The 18783-nt window shown below is 33.7% G+C and carries 12 protein-coding genes; 1 reads left to right on the top strand and 11 read right to left on the bottom strand.

The window, feature by feature from the left end:
- Window positions 1–540: 540 nt before the first annotated feature.
- From FF52_RS08160 to FF52_RS08125, 8 genes are all read right to left on the bottom strand, one after another.
- Window positions 541–1467, bottom strand: a complete 927-nt coding sequence (locus FF52_RS08160) for a magnesium transporter CorA family protein (protein WP_008464514.1) — start codon at window positions 1465–1467, stop codon at window positions 541–543.
- A 397-nt stretch (window positions 1468–1864) separates the two neighbouring features.
- Complete coding sequence (locus FF52_RS08155; protein ID WP_008464511.1) at window positions 1865–2752, bottom strand: bifunctional 5,10-methylenetetrahydrofolate dehydrogenase/5,10-methenyltetrahydrofolate cyclohydrolase; 888 nt, start codon at window positions 2750–2752, stop codon at window positions 1865–1867.
- Window positions 2753–2881: 129 nt separating this feature from the next.
- Window positions 2882–4246, bottom strand: a complete 1365-nt coding sequence (gene ffh / locus FF52_RS08150; RefSeq protein ID WP_008464510.1) for a signal recognition particle protein — start codon at window positions 4244–4246, stop codon at window positions 2882–2884.
- Window positions 4247–4568: 322 nt separating this feature from the next.
- Window positions 4569–6251, bottom strand: coding sequence for an MBOAT family O-acyltransferase (locus tag FF52_RS08145; protein ID WP_008464508.1), 1683 nt, complete (start codon window positions 6249–6251; stop codon window positions 4569–4571).
- A 1-nt stretch (window position 6252) separates the two neighbouring features.
- Window positions 6253–7674 (bottom strand): GDSL-type esterase/lipase family protein, encoded by a 1422-nt coding sequence (locus FF52_RS08140; protein WP_008464507.1) that lies wholly within the window; start codon window positions 7672–7674, stop codon window positions 6253–6255.
- Window positions 7671–9149, bottom strand: a complete 1479-nt coding sequence (locus FF52_RS08135) for an SGNH/GDSL hydrolase family protein (protein ID WP_008464506.1) — start codon at window positions 9147–9149, stop codon at window positions 7671–7673. Before FF52_RS08135 ends, FF52_RS08140 begins: the two co-directional genes overlap by 4 nt.
- A gap of 272 nt (window positions 9150–9421) precedes the next feature.
- A complete protein-coding gene (locus FF52_RS08130; protein ID WP_008464505.1) occupies window positions 9422–10042 on the bottom strand; it encodes an HmuY family protein in 621 nt (206 codons plus the stop codon).
- A gap of 28 nt (window positions 10043–10070) precedes the next feature.
- Complete coding sequence (locus FF52_RS08125) at window positions 10071–12137, bottom strand: TonB-dependent receptor plug domain-containing protein (protein ID WP_008464504.1); 2067 nt, start codon at window positions 12135–12137, stop codon at window positions 10071–10073.
- Window positions 12138–12239: 102 nt separating this feature from the next.
- On the opposite strand from FF52_RS08125, the gene FF52_RS08120 reads away from it, so the two are divergent.
- Window positions 12240–13142, top strand: a complete 903-nt coding sequence (locus tag FF52_RS08120; RefSeq protein WP_008464503.1) for a DUF6607 family protein — start codon at window positions 12240–12242, stop codon at window positions 13140–13142.
- A 186-nt stretch (window positions 13143–13328) separates the two neighbouring features.
- On the opposite strand, the gene FF52_RS08115 is transcribed toward FF52_RS08120, so the two are convergent.
- The 3 genes from FF52_RS08115 to FF52_RS08105 are packed head-to-tail and all read right to left on the bottom strand — an operon-like array spanning window position 13329 to window position 18593.
- The gene (locus FF52_RS08115; protein WP_008464502.1) at window positions 13329–13838 is read right to left on the bottom strand and encodes a lipid-binding protein; all 510 of its coding nucleotides are present in this window, start codon (window positions 13836–13838) and stop codon (window positions 13329–13331) included.
- 22 nt (window positions 13839–13860) lie between these two features.
- The gene (locus FF52_RS08110; RefSeq protein WP_008464500.1) at window positions 13861–15360 is read right to left on the bottom strand and encodes a SusD/RagB family nutrient-binding outer membrane lipoprotein; all 1500 of its coding nucleotides are present in this window, start codon (window positions 15358–15360) and stop codon (window positions 13861–13863) included.
- 11 nt (window positions 15361–15371) lie between these two features.
- Window positions 15372–18593, bottom strand: a complete 3222-nt coding sequence (locus FF52_RS08105; RefSeq protein ID WP_008464499.1) for a SusC/RagA family TonB-linked outer membrane protein — start codon at window positions 18591–18593, stop codon at window positions 15372–15374.
- Window positions 18594–18783: the final 190 nt, after the last annotated feature.

Here is an 18783-nt window from a genome sequence, read left to right as displayed (position 1 = left end):
TTTATTTTGAATTGGCAAGTAAAAAACGTGAAAAAAATAATTGTTTTATATCGTAATCTGTACTCTGCCTTTTTAAATGTATAATCCCTACGGGATATCTTATGCGGGTATTTTGGGTTACCAATATTTAACTCCTAGCGGAGTTATCTCGGAGAGATTAAATATTGGCGCGCAAATTAATTTAATATTTGCCTTTTTGCCTGCCAAAGCCTACCGATATTTCACTCCTAGCGGGATTATCTCGGAGAGATTAAATATTGGTATAACAATAATTTACGTCGTTTTTTTTGTCCCGTAGGGACTATATTTAAAAGATATCCAACAAGACCTAACAGGTTTTAAAAACCTGTTAGGTCTCTCCGTAAAGTTGCGTGAGGGATAGTAGCAAGCTACCGAAATAGCGCGGATAGCCCGACCCCGACCCGTTGAGAGGGCGCATAAGCGAAAGTATATTTGCCCTCTCGATGGGTCGGGGTCACGCCCAAGATATAAAAACGAAAAAGCCCATTCTTAACGAGTAGGCTTTACATATTTAAAGTTTTAGAACCATCTTCTGCGTTTGAACAAAAAGACTCCAAAAGTGGATAGAATTATTGAAACTAAAAGTAAGATCCAGATGCCGTATTTGCTTTCTTCTAATCCGTTTGGGACGTTCATTCCGTACAAACTGGCGATTAGGGTTGGAATCATCAAAATGATTGAAATTGATGTCATTTGCTTCATGATGTTATTCATATTGTTTGAAATTACCGAAGCATAGGCATCCATCATTCCAGTTAAGATGTTGTTGTAAATATTGGCTGTGTCTTGCGCCTGATTTAATTCGATTTCAACATCTTCCAATAATTCGGGATCGTAACTAGCCTTGTGCGCTTTTAGATTTTTGATTCTTTGAAACAAAACGTCATTTGCTTTTAGCGACGTGATGAAGAATACAAAACATTTTTCGATTTGAAGCAGTGCCTGCAATTCTTCGTTTTTGATCGATTTCTCTAAATTATCTTCGGCTAATTTTATTTTCTGGTTGATTTGTTTCAGGTATTTTAAATACCATACGCTTGAAGACAAAAGCAATCTTAAAACTAAATTGAAGTTATCTTCTATGTCAATGTTTTTGCGCTGTGAATAAGCCACAAAATCTTTTATGATTTCTGTTTTATAAAAACTGATTGTAACGCAGATATGGTCTTTAAAAATGATCCCGAGCGGAACGGTATGAAATGGAATTTTCACATCGCCGCTTTTAATAGGAATGCGCATGATAATAAGTGTCCAACCGTCTTCGATTTCGATACGAGGTCTTTCGTCGATATCCTCTATATCATTGTAAAAAGCTTCAGGAATTTGAAGTTCTTCTAATAAATAATTTTTATCTGATTCTGTTGGAGATTCGATGTGAATCCAGCAATTTGAAGTCCATTTTTGGATTTCTACCAATCCGTTGTTGTTTGTGTAAAAGGCTTTCATTTCAAAATACAGGTTTTTAGCGCAGCATTTTGAAAATTTCAAAAGCTGCTTAATTTAATACTAACGAATAATAATAATCGTCCATTTGGAGAAGTGTTATTTTTAAAGTGCTGCAAAAGTATCCTTTATTTTTAAGACCCGAAACTTTAAACTATTAATTATATATTAAAATGACTGTTTCTGTTAGATTTTTAAACACATAGAAACATAGATATTCTAAATGCAGAAAAGGCGCTTCACTTTTTGTAAATAAACATAGCTTAGCTATGCGAGAGAAGTTTGTTTCTCTTTTATATTCTTTTTAGAAACCAATTCTATGTTTCTATGTGTTAGAAAATTTAACACAATAAAAAAAGCCTGCTCGACAGAACAGGCTTTCATAATATTTATAAAGAAATTATTGATTTCTTGCGCTTCTCATTTTTCTTGCTAAAAGCGTATTTTTAAGTAACATTGCAATTGTCATTGGTCCTACTCCACCTGGAACTGGTGTAATGAACGATGCTTTTTTGCTTACTCCTTCAAAATCAACGTCACCTTTAATAACGTATCCTTTTGGGTTTGAAGCGTCGTCTACGCGAGTAATTCCAACGTCAATAACGGTTACTCCTTCTTTTACCATATCTGCTTTTAAGAATTCTGGAACTCCTAAAGCTGTAATGATAATATCTGCATTTTTGGTGAATTCTGCCAAGTCTTTAGTTCGACTGTGCGTTAATGTAACTGTAGAATCTCCTGGATTTCCTTTACGGCTCATCAAGATGCTCATTGGACGCCCAACGATGTGGCTTCTTCCAATTACAACGGTATGTTTTCCTGAAGTCTCAACTTTATAACGCTCCAACAATTCCATAATTCCGAATGGTGTTGCTGGAATGAAACTTTCCATTTCAAGAGCCATTCTTCCAAAGTTTGTTGGGTGAAATCCGTCAACATCTTTGTCTGGATCGATTGCTAATAAGATTTTTTGCTCGTCGATATGTTTTGGCAAAGGCAACTGAACGATGTATCCGTCAAGATTATCGTCTTCGTTCAATTCCTTAATTTTTGTTAAAAGCTCATCTTCTGTAATCGTTTCTGGTAAAGCAACCAAAGTTGAATCAAAACCGATTTCTTGGCATGATTTTACTTTACTTCCTACGTAAGTTAAACTTGCTCCGTTGTTTCCCACTAAAACTGCTGCTAAATGAGGCACTTTTCCTCCCGCTGCTTTTATGGATTGAACTTCGGCTGCAATTTCGTTTTTAATGTCGTTAGATGTTTTTTTACCGTCTAGTAGCTGCATGTGTTGTGTTTATTTTGTTTCAAGTTTAAAGTTTCACGTTACTGGCGAAACTTAATAGTTATGTAATTAAAAAAGTTTCAAGTTTTGGCCCCTTAATTTGAAACCTTAAACTTGAAACTTTTTCTTATTTTATCTCGGCATTCCTCCTGGCATACCACCCGGCATCCCTTTCATACCTCCCATCATTTTCATCAGATTTTTTCCGCCTGGGCCCTGCATCATCTTCATCATCTTGCTCATTTGGTCAAACTGCTTCATCAGCTGATTTACTTGCTCGACTTTAGTTCCCGAACCTTTCGCGATTCTGGCTTTTCTTTTCACGTCGATAATGGCTGGTTTGCTTCTTTCAGCTGGCGTCATCGAATAAATGATCGCTTCGATATGTTTGAAAGCATCGTCTTCGATTTCAACATCTTTCATAGCTTTTGAAGCTCCTGGTATCATTCCAACCAAGTCTTTCATGTTACCCATTTTCTTCACTTGCTGAATCTGCGTTAAGAAGTCATCAAAACCAAATTCGTTTTTAGCGATTTTCTTTTGAAGTTTTCTTGCTTCTTCTTCGTCAAATTGTTCCTGAGCTCTTTCAACAAGAGACACAACGTCTCCCATTCCTAAGATTCTCTCAGCCATACGATCTGGGTAGAAAATGTCAATTGCTTCCATTTTCTCTCCTGTACCTACAAACTTGATTGGTTTGTTTACAACCGATTTGATTGAAAGTGCCGCTCCACCTCGAGTATCACCATCTAATTTCGTTAAGATAACTCCATCAAAATTCAAGATATCGTTGAAAGCTTTTGCTGTATTTACAGCGTCTTGTCCTGTCATAGAATCGACAACGAACAATGTTTCTTGAGGCTGAATTGCTTTGTGTACGCGAGCAATTTCGTCCATCATTTCCTGATCTACTGCTAAACGACCTGCTGTATCGACAATAACCACATTGAATCCGTTTGCTTTGGCGTGTTTGATTGCGTTTTGAGCAATCTCTACAGGATTTTTATTTTCTGGTTCTGAGTAAACCTCAACACCTATTTGATCTCCCACAATATGCAACTGATTGATCGCCGCAGGACGGTAGATATCACACGCTACAAGAAGTGGTTTCTTGTTTTTCTTTGTTTTTAAAAAATTAGCTAATTTTCCTGAGAAAGTAGTTTTACCAGAACCTTGAAGTCCTGACATTAAAATAACAGTTGGATTTCCTGATAAGTTAACACCAGCAACATCTCCACCCATCAATTCTGTCAACTCATCTTTTACCAGTTTTACTAATAATTGTCCTGGCTGTAATGTTGTCAATACATCTTGACCAATAGCTTTATCTTTTACTCTTGCTGTAAAATCTTTAGCAATTTTAAAGTTAACATCGGCATCAAGTAACGCACGACGAACTTCTTTTAAGGTATCAGCAACGTTTACTTCTGTAATTTTACCGTGCCCTTTTAATATATGGAACGCTTTATCTAACTTATCACTTAAATTATCAAACATATCATTTTCTTTATATGAAGTGCAAAGATAATCTAATTAGATATTTCAGGCAATTTTTATTTGAGCGCAATTTTTTGCCACAAAGGCACTAAGCCTCAAAGTTTTTTTGCCACGAATTATGCTAATTTCTCTAATTCCTTTAACTAATATTTTCCTCTCGCAGATTTTATAGATTATTTTTTGATTGAGAATATAAAATCTCTTAAATCTGCGTGATCTGCGAGAGAAAAAAACTTCGCGCCTTTTGCGCCTTCATGGCAAACAAAAAAAGGCGCAAAGAATAAAAACCTTTGCGCCTTTGTGCCTTCGTGGCCATATCTTTTTAGAATTGGAAATAAATAAACGGCTGTGAACCAGCTACTGCTGTTGCATAAACAATCCAGTATACAAATCCTAAGATTATTGCTTTTATCAGTAATGGCGTTTTGTCGAAAACAGATTTCATTCCGTTTGTGAAAGTTTCTGGCAAGAAATGCCAAACATAACCAAACAACATTAATCCGAAAACATTTTTATATCCAAGAACAATTGTTTTCCAAAGTTCTGGTTCGAAAGTCAATTGTCCGATATTATTAATTACTTGTAATGCTGTTTCAAAATCTCTTGCTCGGAAAAAGATCCAACAGAAAACTACAAAATGAAATGTAATTACGATTGAGAAAAATCTCCATAAGAAATTCGGACTTTTATCTTTTTTGGATGGAAAAAATTCCATGAATATTTTATGAACCGCCAAAGCCAATCCGTGAAGCGCTCCCCAAACAATAAACTGCGCTCCTGCTCCGTGCCACAAACCTCCTAAAAGCATTGTCGTAAACAAATTAAAATTGGTTACTAAGGTTTGTTTTATTTTGCTTGAAAGTAAAAATGACAAAGCGAAAATCAAAATACTGATTCCTGCAATGACAAGTGGAATTACACTTTCATTATAACAAGACATTCCCCAAAGCAATAATCCGAAGAAGAATAAACTTGGGAATAAAAATCCTGCGAAAGAACCTTCACGATTTCCACCAATCGAAATGTATAAAAAGTCTTTTAACCAAGTCGAAAGCGAAATGTGCCATCTTCTCCAGAAATCGGTAATCGAAGTTGATTTATATGGTGTTCTAAAGTTGACTGGCAATTTAAATCCAAGCAATAATGCAATACCAATTGCCATATCTGAATATCCTGAGAAATCGCAGTAAATCTGAATAGCATATCCGTATGATGCCATTAAGTTTTCGAAAGAAGTATAACTCATTGGCGTATCAAAAACACGATCAACAAAGTTTACTGATATGTAATTTGATATTACCGTTTTCTTGATTAAACCTCCAATAATCAAAAATAAAGCATTGTTTACATCTTGTTTTGTCAAATTTAATTTTTGATAAATCTGAGGAAGAAAATCTTTTGCGCGCACAATTGGCCCGGCAACTAACTGCGGGAAAAACGAAACGAAGAATAAATATTCGATGTAGTTTTTTGTCGGTTTGATTTCTTCTCTGTAAATCTCAATAATATAACTCATCGATTGGAACGTATAAAACGAAATTCCAACAGGAAGAAAAACATTATGCAGTTCAAAATTACCATGAAACATATCGTTGTATGTCACAATCAAAAAGTTCATGTATTTGAAATAGCCCAAAAGCGCCAAATTCAAAATAACACTTATCACCAAGTAAAATTTCTTGACGCTGTCTCTGCCTTCTCTGTAAATAATTTGGCTCAAACCATAATCTACAACCGATGAAAGCAATAAAAGAAGGAAGTAAATTCCACTTGATTTATAGTAAAAGAATAATGAGAAGAGGATAACATACGTTAATCTCAAATAAAATGTTTTGCGTAAAAAACCATACACAAAATAGAAAACCAGAAATAAACCTAAGAATAAACCGGTATTAAATAAAAGTTTTTCGTCTTCATTATAAACGAACCAACTTTTAACTTGTTCTATTGTAATTGCACCAAAGTTTTGAATGAACCAATTATTAATACTCTCTATTGTCGTCAACTTACTTCTTTAATTTAAAATTATCGTATGATCTTAAAATCGCTTGAGTAAACAAATCTCCTTGTTTCTCGTATCCTTTTTTTGAATAATGAACCCAATCTGGCCCAATTAATCCTTGCACTTTTAATTGTCTGATTCCGCTCATGCCTCCAAATTCGTCGTACAAATCCCAAACCGCAAGACCATCTTTCTGAGCTATATCTATAATTTGTCTCGCATAATTATCAATATAAGTATTGGGCTTTCTTCTTAGCAATGATGGCGGAGGTGTCATTACAATTATCGGTGCATCTATTTTTTGTGCTCTGATATTATTAATAAATTCTCGTAATTCTTTAATATAATTTTCCGAATCCAGATGATCATAGCTTTCATTTGTTCCCAGTGAAAAAACCAGCAGATCGGGATGCAACGATTTCAATTGTTCAAAGAATAATGGATATTTATTGTAATCTGAATATTTAGCTCCGTTTACTCCAATTCCGCTATAAATAATCCCTGGTGCATCTTTTTCCAAAACGATTCCGTTTAACTCATAATCCTTTGCTTCTTTGTTCGGAATCAAGAATATTCGGCTTAAAGCATTTTCCGAGTTGTAATAATGCGAAAAAGAATCTGATTCGATTGCTAACGGAACAAACTCTGACATTGAAATGGTCTTTGCTCTAGTTTCGTTTGTGGCAATTTTTAATGTTCTTCCTGCACGAATATTATTCCCTTTTAAACGATTGTCTCTTTTAATTTCAGCAATTGAAACATTGTATTTGTCTGCAATGGTCCCAAGTACTTCGCCTTTTTTAATCTTATGGGTAATAACTCTTCGCTCGGTTGTCTGAATAGAATTGATTTTAGACGAAATTGCCAAATCGAACATATTCTGATTCTGGGGCGTAATAATTTTAATTGTATTGAATTTATACGCTGGATCTTTAACATTCATTTCCAGAACAAATCCGCCAGAATCTCTCCAAAGCCCAATTCCGCTTATCCCAACCGGGCATTGTTTAAATGGGTGAATATTTCTATAGCTTTCCCAAGTTCTGTTAGATCGAAAACGTTCGTTGTAAGATCCGTTTGTTTTGGCCAATTGATATGGAAATACTAAACCACGCCCAGCATTACCAAACCTCTGCTGTAATTTTTTTCTGATTTCATTGGTCATCAAATCGCCTTGAATATGCGAATCGCCAATATGCACAATATTGATTTTTTGATTCTTCTGATCTTCGTTTTTTTCTAGTTTTTCAAAAAAATCACTTATCGCTTTTGCGTTATAAATCTGGCCATCAGAAGGAGCATCAATTGCTGCTGTATCCACTTTTTGAATCATACTTTTGGGTGTTGGCTGTACGTCTGTTTTAGGAGTTTTATCATTTGTTGTAAAAAAAAGACAACAAAAGAAAACCATAAGTTTATTTATCATACACTATCTTTTGTTACTGAAATAGAATCGGGTCTGGCTCTTTTTACTGGTTTTGGCTTAGTCCCTTCAGCATCTCTTTTTTGTCTGAGTACTTTATATTCTTCGTATCCTTTATTCAATTGTCCGTAAAGCAAATTACCAATTGCTTTTGCGCCACGCTGGTTAAAGTGCGTATAATCTTTATTTGCTTTTGCCGGAGTTTCGTCAACCCACTTTATCATAGAGCCGTCTCCACCCATCAAAGTATATAAGTTTACAAACCCTGCATGAGTTTCTAAAGCATAATGTTTTTGCGCTTTCATTAAAGGAACTACCGCAGAATCGGTTTTCATTTCCAAATCATATTTTGTCGATTTGTCAGCAGTTGAAACGATTAAAATTGAAACGCCTGGAAAAGATTCTTTAATTTTATTAACGGTTTTTGTCATTCCTTTTTCATACCAAGAATAATTTTTAGTTCCGTAATTTAAAACGTTGGTTCCGTAATGAAGGATAACCAAGTCATATTTCAAACTATTATTGAAAGCTCTCATTACATCAGCATTGAACATCGAAATCGGGAGTCCTGAATTTCCTCTCTGAGAAAAATTATCTACGTGAACTCCGCTTCCATTATCAAAATTAAAACCGTAAATCGGAATTGAATCTGCCTGAACAAAATTAGCTTTAAAAGCTTTTAAACTTCCCGATGAAACTTTTAACGTGTTCACTAAATTATTTGGAGAAAGGCTTTTCTTAATTGTATCTTTTCCGATAATGAAATTCACTTTTCCTGTTTTAGCAGCACGCCCATAAAATAATGTGGCGTTATCTAAAGAAGTTGAATATTTGTTCAATCCAGCTTCGTACTGAACCCAAGTCGGATTAGATTTATCATTTGCAAAAAACACATGTCCGTTAACTCCGAAAGGACTTGTCGGTCTTTTTACATTTAAGTAAGATTGCGTTTTCCAGTTTTTAGAATAAGTTGATTTTACAGAACCTCTCGAAGCAGCAGATTCTGAAGTAATAGGAACAAATCCAACTCCATTTCCTCCAAAACGTTCTTGATAATTGGCACGAACATCTTGAACGATTAAATCGCCATCAGTCATAGAATCTCCATAATAAGCGATTCTAACTTTGTTCTGCGGATTTTTCTCTAGCTGATACAGTTTCTCGTAAAAAGAAATCAGGTATTGATATCCTTTATAATTTTCGAATGTTTCAGCAGGAAATTCAATTCCTTCAGTTTCATCAAAAACAATTTTCTGCTGATTCAGTTCTCTTTCACTTTCAGCAATGCTGTCTTTGTCTATAGAAAGAGAATCTTCTGCCACAGATTCTAAAAGCAGACTGTCTATTAATATATTTTTAGAATCTAACTTACTCTCAGAAAATATTTTGTCTGGAAGGATTTGTTTGAATCCAATAAAAGCAACCAATGCCAAAGCAACAATCGCAAAAGACTGAAAAAAATAAGATTTTGTGTTCACTTAATAATTATAAAAAATATGAAGGACTGCATTCAAAAATTAAACCAATTCAATAATGTTTAATCTACAGCAGAAAAAATTTGTGCAAAGATAGAATAACATTTTGTTTCTATTTCATTTTAACAAGAAAGTAGAACAAAAAAAAGAGGTTAGAAAATTCTAACCTCCTTATCAAAAAAAAATAAAAAAAACAAAGCTAATGATTGACTAGATTTTTGATGTTTTTAAAAGTACCCTATATAAAATAATCTATTCGAGATTATTAGTTTTTATTAGAATGTAGTGGTACTGTTTGCTTGGTAAGCAAAATTAAAAGTGTAGTATGGCGACTCAGAAGTTAATGTTGGACTTGCAGGTGCATCTTTATAATAACTCAATATTTCAAATTTTGCATATTTACCATCGTGTGTTTTTACTACAAATACTTTTCCTGCAATAGGAGAAATAATATGAGTTTCTGCATTATAAGAATACCAACCTTTTCCGCTTCCTGTTGGAATTGAATAAACAGCAGCTGCATCTTGAGCAAAAGTACTAGCCGCAGGAAATGTAGTAATACTAGCAAATGTTCCAGATACAATACTTACTGCGCCAGACCCTGTTCTTTCTGGTTCATCTGTAAGACCAATTTTAGCTCCTCCATTTACAATGATTGTAGTCCCACGGAAAGCAATATCCCAGCTATTATCTGTTACCAACTTATTTTGAGAAAAACTAAATTTTGCAAATGCTCCACCTGCTGGTTGTCCCTGCCCGCCTGTCTGCGGTGCAGCAATATTAGAAACTTTTGTAGTTACTACTGGCACTACTTCATTTTTATCGTCATCGCTACTACAAGATGCTGTAAAAATAAATAATGCTAAAAGCGAAAGTTTTAAGAATTTTGTTTTCATTTTGAAAATGGTGTTAAATAAATATTGATTAAAAATTATATTGAATTCGTGCAAAAAACTGTCGACCTGCCAAATTGCTAATTTGGCTAGGATCTGTAAAATCAAATAGATTATTGGCTCCAGCTTGAAGCATAAATTTATCTGCGATATATTTTGAAATTGACAGGTTTGTTAAAAAGTAGCCATCGACAAATGTGTCATATTTGTCAAGTATCTGATTACCGTTTGTATCAAACATTCCGTATTTGCTTCTGTAAAAAACACGCAAATTAATGTCGGTCTTAATTTTAGGTATAGTGTAGGCTAACTTAACATTGGCAGTATGTTTTGATCTGTTAAACAATCCAAAATAATCGGATTTTTTAATCTGAATGGTCTGCAAATCTGAGTTGCGGATGTATTGGTAATTTTCGAAATTATCCAGAACAGATTTGTCTTTTGCTGTTAAAAACTGATACCCAAATGATACTGATAATTGTTTTGTAAAATCATAAGTTGAATTAAACTCTAAACCGTAGGTGAAAATTTTACTGATATTAAAATAACTGAAGACATTCTGACCATTATTTTTTTGAGCAACAACACGAGTATCAATTAAATTCTCTATTGAATTATAGAAAGCATTGACGTCCAATCTTAATTTATTTTTCTTATAAAAAGTTCCAAAATTGACATTAATTGAGCTTTCTGGCTTCAACGGCTCACCAAAACTTACCCCGTCAACTCTTGACAAAAGCTGTCCTTGTTCTTCAAGTTGATCTAAGCGATCTTCTGCAACGTTGTATCCTAAAACCGTATATCCAACTGATGGATTTGTAAAGTCAAAATACAATTGGCGAAAATCTGGCGCTTTATATCCATAGCCCACGGAAGACTTAAGAGAAAAGTTTTCATTAACCTTATAGTTGACTGCTAGTTTCGGACTAAACTGTGAAGCATATTCACTATGATTGTCATATCTAAATCCAGCAAGAACATTCCATTTTTCTGTCGGATTGTAATCATATTGAAGATAAAGATATTGCGAATTAAAATTGACTTGTTTCTCAAAATAAGTCCTGTCTAGAGTCTCATAATTTAATCCAACTCCACCAGTTAGTTTATCATTTTTCAGAGAAATTGTTGTTCGAAGTTCTGGTCGAATTAACCATTGATTGTAATAGGCACTTTCAAAAACGATATTATTCTGGTCTTTTAAAAATGAATCATTTTGATAGTTTGTAGCATAAAATTCATATTCAGAATATACTTTCGAACTCCATTTATGTTCAAATTTTAATTGCGAATTCCATTCTTTCTCTTTGGCGTCCCCCGTATAGTTTTCAGAATCTATAATTGCTCTATTATCCATTTTCATATCATAAAAACGGTTATTCACAATTAATTTTAGATTCTCCGAAAAGTCGTAATATATCTTAGGCTGAATAGTAAAATTGTAAAATGGTTCTAGATTCTTTAACGGTGTACTTTTATCTAAATCATAACCTTCTGTAGAATAAAAATTAGCAAAAAGATTAGCTGAGAATTTCTTCTTTTTCCACAGCAAATTTGTATTGGCATCACTGGTGTTAAAAGTTGCATATCGATAAGAAAGACTACCTGTAAACATATCTTTTTTTGGTCTTTTTGTAATTACGTTTATCACTCCTCCCATTGCTTCAGAACCATATAATGCAGAAGAAGCGCCTTTAACAATTTCGATTCTTTCTATATTCCCTACTGAAACCCTTGATAAATCTAAAACACCAGAACTTCTCCCTACTAATGGTACACCGTCAATTAAAATCATGGTATAAGCGGCATCCAATCCCTGCATTTGAATTCCTTCAAAACCACTTTCGTCTGGAATTAAAATAATACCGGTCTGTTCGCTTAAAATTTCATTTAATCTTGTAACGCCTGACTTCATAATCGCTTCAGATGTAATAATTGTCATTGGTAAAGGCAATGACGAAAGCACTCTTTCCGTTCTAGTTGCAGTAGTAACTTTAACTTCTGATAATTCATTTGTTTCGACACTATCTTTTTGAACCTCTTGAGAAACAGAAATTTGACAAAAAAGCACAACAGTAAAAAGAGTTATTTTAAAATTCATTATTTTTATTCAGTCTTAATAATCTATGCAAATATATAACTATTTTTAATTGTTCTAAATAAAATTTATATATTTGCGAAAATTTAAACAAAACAATAAGTTATGATTTCAAAAAGCCTTTTTTTGTCAGCCGCTATGGCTTTAACATGTGGTCTTGGTTTTAGTCAGGACAAAAAACAACAAGACATAAAATCTATTAAATCAATGTGTGGTTGTTATGAGGTAAAGTTTAACTTCACAGAAACTTTCTCATATCCAAAAGATTCTCTTACTTATAAACCTTCTGAAACGAAACACGAATCTGCCTTGGAATGGGTAGAGTTATTAGAAGACACTCCTAACAAAATTGTGATGCAGCACTTATTGATTGTAAGCGACGATATGATTATCAAACACTGGAGACAAGATTGGCTATACGAAAACACAGACTTATATACTTTTGATAAAGGCAATTCTTGGAAATACAAGAAATTAGACAAAAAAGCCGTTAAAGGTCAGTGGACTCAAAAAGTATATCAGGTAGATGATAGCCCAAGATATGAGGGATCTTCAACTTGGGTACATGTTGACGGACAAGATTATTGGGCAAACGTTGCTGATGCTCCACTTCCGAGAAGAGAGCAAACAAAACGTAACGATTATAATGTTTTGAAAAGAAGAAATATTCACGAAATCACTGCAACAGGATGGAATCACGAACAAGACAATGATAAATTAGTTCGCGACGATACTGGGAAAGATGTTTTACTAGCTCAAGAAAAAGGATTTGATGTTTACACTAAAGTTCCAGATGTAAAATGCATTGCTGCTCAAAAATGGTGGAAAGAAAATAATGCATTATGGAAAAACGTTCGCGATAAATGGCAAACTCTTTTTGACAGACATCAAGACTTAAACTTAGAGGCAAAAGTTGATAGAAAAGCACTTTACTCTCTTTTATTTGATTTAAAACCAGATACTGCAAAAGCAGAAACAGATAAAATCATTGACAAATTTGTTAAGTAATTAGAATTGGTTGTTAAAACGAAAAACCCGGAGGTTTAAAAACCTTCGGGTTTTGTTGTATTGCTAAATTTAAAACAGAAACTAAAGAATCCTATAAGGTGGTAATATGGATAAATTTGCAGCAATAATGTTCTATAAATTGAAAAAGCTGGTAACTTAAATTACCAGCTTTTTACTTAAATACATTTAGTATTCATCTTCTTTAAAACCTGTTCTTTTTGTTCCAACATAATCATACTTAACACCAGGTTCATTACTATACTCAACAGTAAATGAAATTTTATCGACAGTATGCCCTCCTTTTGATGTTCCTGCCTGTTTTTCAATTTTACCATTTGTAATCGTTACAGTTTGATTAGTCTGTCTCAGATTTGGAGTATTTGTATCAGACGCAAAATTTCCTGTACTCAAATTAATTGAATATTTGGCTTTCAAAAGTTGCGACGTAGGTTTAGTCTGAGACAAACCATTATCATCAATAAACATAGTATTGTCGTCTGCTGACGTATTGTAGGTAGAAAACCTGATAAACTTACTTACCCCTTCCACCTTTACATTAATAAACCAATCCCCCGCAAAGTCTTGCGTAGTCGTACCTCCTGCTTCAGGATCACCACCTGCATCACAAGACGCAAATGAAAACGAGACAAGAATACCGCAAAGTATTTTTATAATATTGTTTTTTAAATTTTTCATTTTCAATAATTTGTTTTTTTTATTATTTATTCCACCAAATTTTCACTGTTGCGGCTTGCAATTCAGGAGTATTTGGATTATAATTTCTTTCAGATAGGGGATAAGGAATTCTTTTTGGAAAAGTTCCATAAGGAACTACAACATCTGGACTTGCAGAAAAAGCAAATTGGCCACCTACATAACTTGAAATGTTTTGAGCCACTGGAGAAGTTCTCGGATAATCTGTTCTATTTTTCTCAAAAAAAGCTTCAAATCCATTTTCTGGAAAACTAGCTACCCATTTTTGAACAATAATTGCCTCTAATTTTTCATCGAATGTACCTGTTTCAGGGTAAGCGTACGTCCCACTAATAAAACTATTTGCTGTTGTAGAGTTAATACCATTTTTTCTGAAGTTTTCGACTATTGCAGCGTCATATTTTGTTTTCCCGCTTAAACCAATTCTTTCTAACGCCTCTGCTTGTAAAAACAAACTTTCTTCTAATGACAATAAATAGACTGGCTTTTTAGCCCCATCATAAATAACAGCAGGTATAGACGAATTTGTCGGCCCTTTTGCATATCCTAAACTTGAATTTACGTCGTAATTTCCTTGATCTTGAAAAACATAAGCTTTTGGACTAGTATTTGCAGGATTCCAATAAATAAACGGATCTTTTCTTGGATCAGCTTTATCAGTTAAAAACTGTCCCAATGTTCTGCTCATTCTTATATTTGTTCTCGTATTTAATTTATAATTAAACTCAAACAAAGGATTTTCATAATTCGGTGATCCTGTAAAATTAGATTCCGCAGCATCAGTATCTAAGAAAGAAACATTTGGATCATTAAGTAAAGATGCAATCCCGCTGTCTGAAATCGCTTTGTTTTTTTCTGACTGTCTGATGTAAATTTTTAATTTCAGTGTGTTGGCAAATTTCTTCCAAAGTGTCATATTTCCAAGAAAAATGAAATCATCTTTACCAGGAACAGCTCCTTTTGAAACTTTTAAATCTTTAGAAAGTGCATCATCCAAGTCTTTAATCATCAATTCATATACTTCTTGACCAGTATTAAATTTAGGAGTCAATATCGTTGGATTACATCCTTCTTCATAAGGAATATCACCATAAAAATCTGTCATTATTTGAGATGCTTGAACGTATAAAGTGGTAGCTATTAAATAATAATTCCAATTTTGTTCAGCTAAAGCCTTTCTCTGTATCATTCTTATATCGCTAAGTCCATCATACATAGTGGTCCATGCATAATTGTAGTCATTTGTCGTAATATTGTAAGAATCTATATTTCTAAATTGATTAGCACCTGATGACTGCGTGTAATATTGTGCCCAAAAACCTCCTATTATTGACATTATACCTCCTTCGGCACCAACAATACCAATAATTCCTGAAGGAAGTTGTGTTGCTAACGGAGTCTTTTCTGGAGTCAAAAGATCTGGATCTTGGTTAATATCCAAATCAGTACTGCATCCTATGAATACAGTAGATAAAATCAGTATGTTTATAATAATTTTTTTCATTTTATATTTTTTTAGAATGTTACTTTAAAACTTGCTCCATAAGATCTTTGAGAAGGATTCGTTGCAAATTCTCCAGCTTCACTCAACAATCCATCTCCATATGTTGATAATTCTGGATCCACATAAGGATTAGCTTTTGGTGTCCACATAAAAAGATTTTTCCCATATATACTTAAACTCGCAGTTGCAATCTTAAATTTTTGCACGAATGTCGTCGGAACGTTATATGTCAAAAACAAATCTCTCAAACGAATGAATGTTTTATCGATAACATGTCCAGCTTCTATACCAGGGTTTGAAGAAGTATTCCAAAAGCTAGTCACTTTACTTGTGGTCATTGGTACTGTGTTTTCAGCATAAGTAATATTTCCTGTCGCATCTTTTACCTCTATTACAGAGTTTGGTATAATATAAGTATTCCTGTCATTGAAGGTTGTTTCTATACCATTTCCAGAAAATTCGTTAATTCTTTTTGTATAAGAATACATTTTACCACCTTGTTTCCAATCAAAACTAGTACCTAATGTGAAGTTTTTATATTTAAAGTTATTTCGCAATCCCATTACAAACTTTCTCTGCGAAGTACCAACATTACTTTGATCGTTTCCAACAGTATAATAACCTGTACTAGGAGAAACAATTGGTCGTCCGTCTGGCGTTAACCTAGGGGTGAAGGCAGTAAACATACCTAAAGGCTGTCCTTTTTCTGCAACGAAATTTACTCCATACATAGATGCCAAAGTCAGTTTATCTAAGCCATAAGCTATATCAAGAACCTTTGATACGTTTTTAGAAAATGTAGTGGTAAAATCCCATTGGATTTTTTTTACCTTAACTGGCACGACGTTTAAAACCACTTCAACACCTCTATTTTGAAGATCTAAAATATTATCTGTCTGTGATGTAAATCCTGTAGAAGCTGCTAATGGTCTAGAAAATAATAAGTCAGTAGTTTTTTTATGGTACACTGAGAAATCTAGATTAACCCTTTTGTTAAAAAAATTGCTTTCAAAACCTAATTCATATTCGGTGGTTCTTTCTGGTTTTAAATTTGGATTACCTAAATTTCCGCTTAACTCATATCCGTTTACGCCACCGATTGGAAGAAGAATATTTCCAAATCCTAATGCAGCATTAGCAGGAATCATAGAACTTTTTGTTTGATAATACCCTGTATCATTTCCGATTGAAGCAATACTACCTCTTAATTTAACAAAGTGCTGGGTATTGTCTAAGACAACTCCACTTAAGCTTAACGAAGGATAGAAATAGGAATTTTTGCCTTGCGGAAGTGTCGATGTCCAGTCGTTTCGACCTGTTACCGTAAGATAAATTTTTTCTTTATATGAAGCTTCAACAGAAGCAAACACACCATAACTTCTTCTTAAATAATCATCTTGAACAACAATAGGTGACAATATTGAATTTGATAATTCGTAGAAGTTTGGAACATCTAAATTTGTAACATTTGCTTTTAATGAAGCCCCGCTTCTTTGGTTAGTATTAAATCCAATCATTCCATTAAAAGAAAAATCTTTGCCAACTGGAGTAACATACGTCAAATTGAAATTGGTATCTGTTTCAATATTTTCTGCTGTTTTTTCTGTAACACCACCCACTACAGGTGCTTTTGAAGCATCAGCATTTGCAGATCCTGGAAAATAATCCATTATTGCACCATATGATTTGATTTTTTCATTTCTGTAATCTCCTCCTATTTGGTACGTTGCCGTTAATTTATCAGTAATTTTATAACTCAAATTTACATTTCCGAAAAATCGATTTCCTTTAATGTTTGTTGAATTCTCTTGCAAATCCCAATATGGATTATCTACATATGGAGAGTAAAGATTACTTGGCGTATTGTATGGATTATTTTTATAATCTTTTAATCCAACAACATCAATATCTCTAGGAGTTTGCGCCAATGCTTGTGCAACTGTACCTCCTTCAGTACCACCTTGACCAGTATTAACTACATTTTGATTCTTGTTTATATAGTTAACACTCGTTCTTACAGTAAATTTGCCTGTCGAAATTCCAGCATTAATTCCTAAAGTATTTCTTTTATAAGCATCTGCTGTTGTTGGAAAAATACCGTCTGAATTAACTGTAGAAGCATTCAAAGAGAAATTAGAATTTTCGCCGCCTCCACTTATACGCATACTATTTGTAAATGTTGTACCCGTTGTGTAAAAATCTTTAATGTTATTAGGTAAAGCAACATACGGTTTAGCTTGCTGAACACCATTAATTATAGCGCCCCAAGGTCTTACTTCTCCATTATATTTTGCTCCCCATGAACCATTTTCATTACTTGCGGTATTATTGGCATTTGCAACTCCAGACCAAGTTGAATAAGAAAGCCCACTCCATCCTTGTCCAAATTCATTTTGTAAATGTGGCACTCTTGCCACTTGATTAAAGTCTGTTGAAGTTAAAAAATCGATACTAATTTTTGATTTGTTCTTTGCTGATTTTGTAGTAATTAAAACTACTCCATTTGCAGCTCTTGATCCATACAAAGCAGATGCTGCCGCGCCTTTTAGTATTGACATACTCTCAATATTATTTGGATCTAAATCACTAATACCATTTCCAGCATCAAAACTTCTAGTGCTATTAATTGATTTCCCATCGGCTGTTGTACCGCCACCATTACTACTATTATTGATAGGTGTTCCATCAACAACATATAGCGGACTGCTATTGGATAATGAATTAAAACCTCGAATAACAACCTTAGAGGAGGCTCCTGCTTGTGCAGGTGTTGTTATATCTGCACCCGCTACTTTTCCAGAAAGGGATTCAAATACATTAACATTGGTAACATCAGTCAAATCTTTGGCACTTACACTAGAAGTAGCATAACCAAGAGATCTTTTTTGTTTTTTAATCCCCATGGCAGTAGTGACAACAACACTTTCTAATTCTTGCGCTCCTGCATCTAACATTTTTACATTTATAACTGATGAATTTGCCGTAATTTCACTAGTTTTCATTCCAATGTAACTAAACACTAACACTTGATTTGATGATGCCTTAATCATATACTTTCCATCAAAATCAGTTTGAGTTCCCAATTTTGTACCCTTAACTAAGACACTAACACCAGGCAAAGGTATTCCCGCATTGTCCGAAACCACTCCTGTAATTTTTTTCTCCTGAGCAATGCTTGACTGCAGAATCAGAATGAAAAAAAGCATCATAAGTCCTTTTAATTTTTGTTTCATTATTTTGTTTTTTTAATTAGAGAGGGCGAACTTAAAAAATTTAAATAATTTTAACAAGAATAGATTTACTTTTAACATAATAATTTGAAATATTAATACTACAAATTGTGTACTAAATAACTTATGAGATATTAAAAAAAGGTTTTTATGATAGCTTATCGGAGTAGGAAATTAATTACTGAACTTTAAT

The organism is Flavobacterium sp. F52, assembly GCF_000278705.1.
GTDB lineage: Bacteria > Bacteroidota > Bacteroidia > Flavobacteriales > Flavobacteriaceae > Flavobacterium > Flavobacterium anhuiense.
This window is presented reverse-complemented; position numbering and strand designations above follow the sequence as displayed.

Excerpts from the sequence above, each read along its gene's own strand:
- FF52_RS08160 (WP_008464514.1), bottom strand. The coding sequence starts at position 1,467 with ATGAAAGCCTTTTACACAAACAACAACGGATTGGTAGAAATCCAAAAA.
- FF52_RS08155 (WP_008464511.1), bottom strand. The coding sequence starts at position 2,752 with ATGCAGCTACTAGACGGTAAAAAAACATCTAACGACATTAAAAACGAA.
- ffh (WP_008464510.1), bottom strand. The coding sequence starts at position 4,246 with ATGTTTGATAATTTAAGTGATAAGTTAGATAAAGCGTTCCATATATTA.
- FF52_RS08140 (WP_008464507.1), bottom strand. The coding sequence starts at position 7,674 with ATGATAAATAAACTTATGGTTTTCTTTTGTTGTCTTTTTTTTACAACA.
- FF52_RS08130 (WP_008464505.1), bottom strand. The coding sequence starts at position 10,042 with ATGAAAACAAAATTCTTAAAACTTTCGCTTTTAGCATTATTTATTTTT.
- FF52_RS08125 (WP_008464504.1), bottom strand. The coding sequence starts at position 12,137 with ATGAATTTTAAAATAACTCTTTTTACTGTTGTGCTTTTTTGTCAAATT.
- FF52_RS08120 (WP_008464503.1), top strand. The coding sequence starts at position 12,240 with ATGATTTCAAAAAGCCTTTTTTTGTCAGCCGCTATGGCTTTAACATGT.
- FF52_RS08115 (WP_008464502.1), bottom strand. The coding sequence starts at position 13,838 with ATGAAAAATTTAAAAAACAATATTATAAAAATACTTTGCGGTATTCTT.
- FF52_RS08110 (WP_008464500.1), bottom strand. The coding sequence starts at position 15,360 with ATGAAAAAAATTATTATAAACATACTGATTTTATCTACTGTATTCATA.
- FF52_RS08105 (WP_008464499.1), bottom strand. The coding sequence starts at position 18,593 with ATGAAACAAAAATTAAAAGGACTTATGATGCTTTTTTTCATTCTGATT.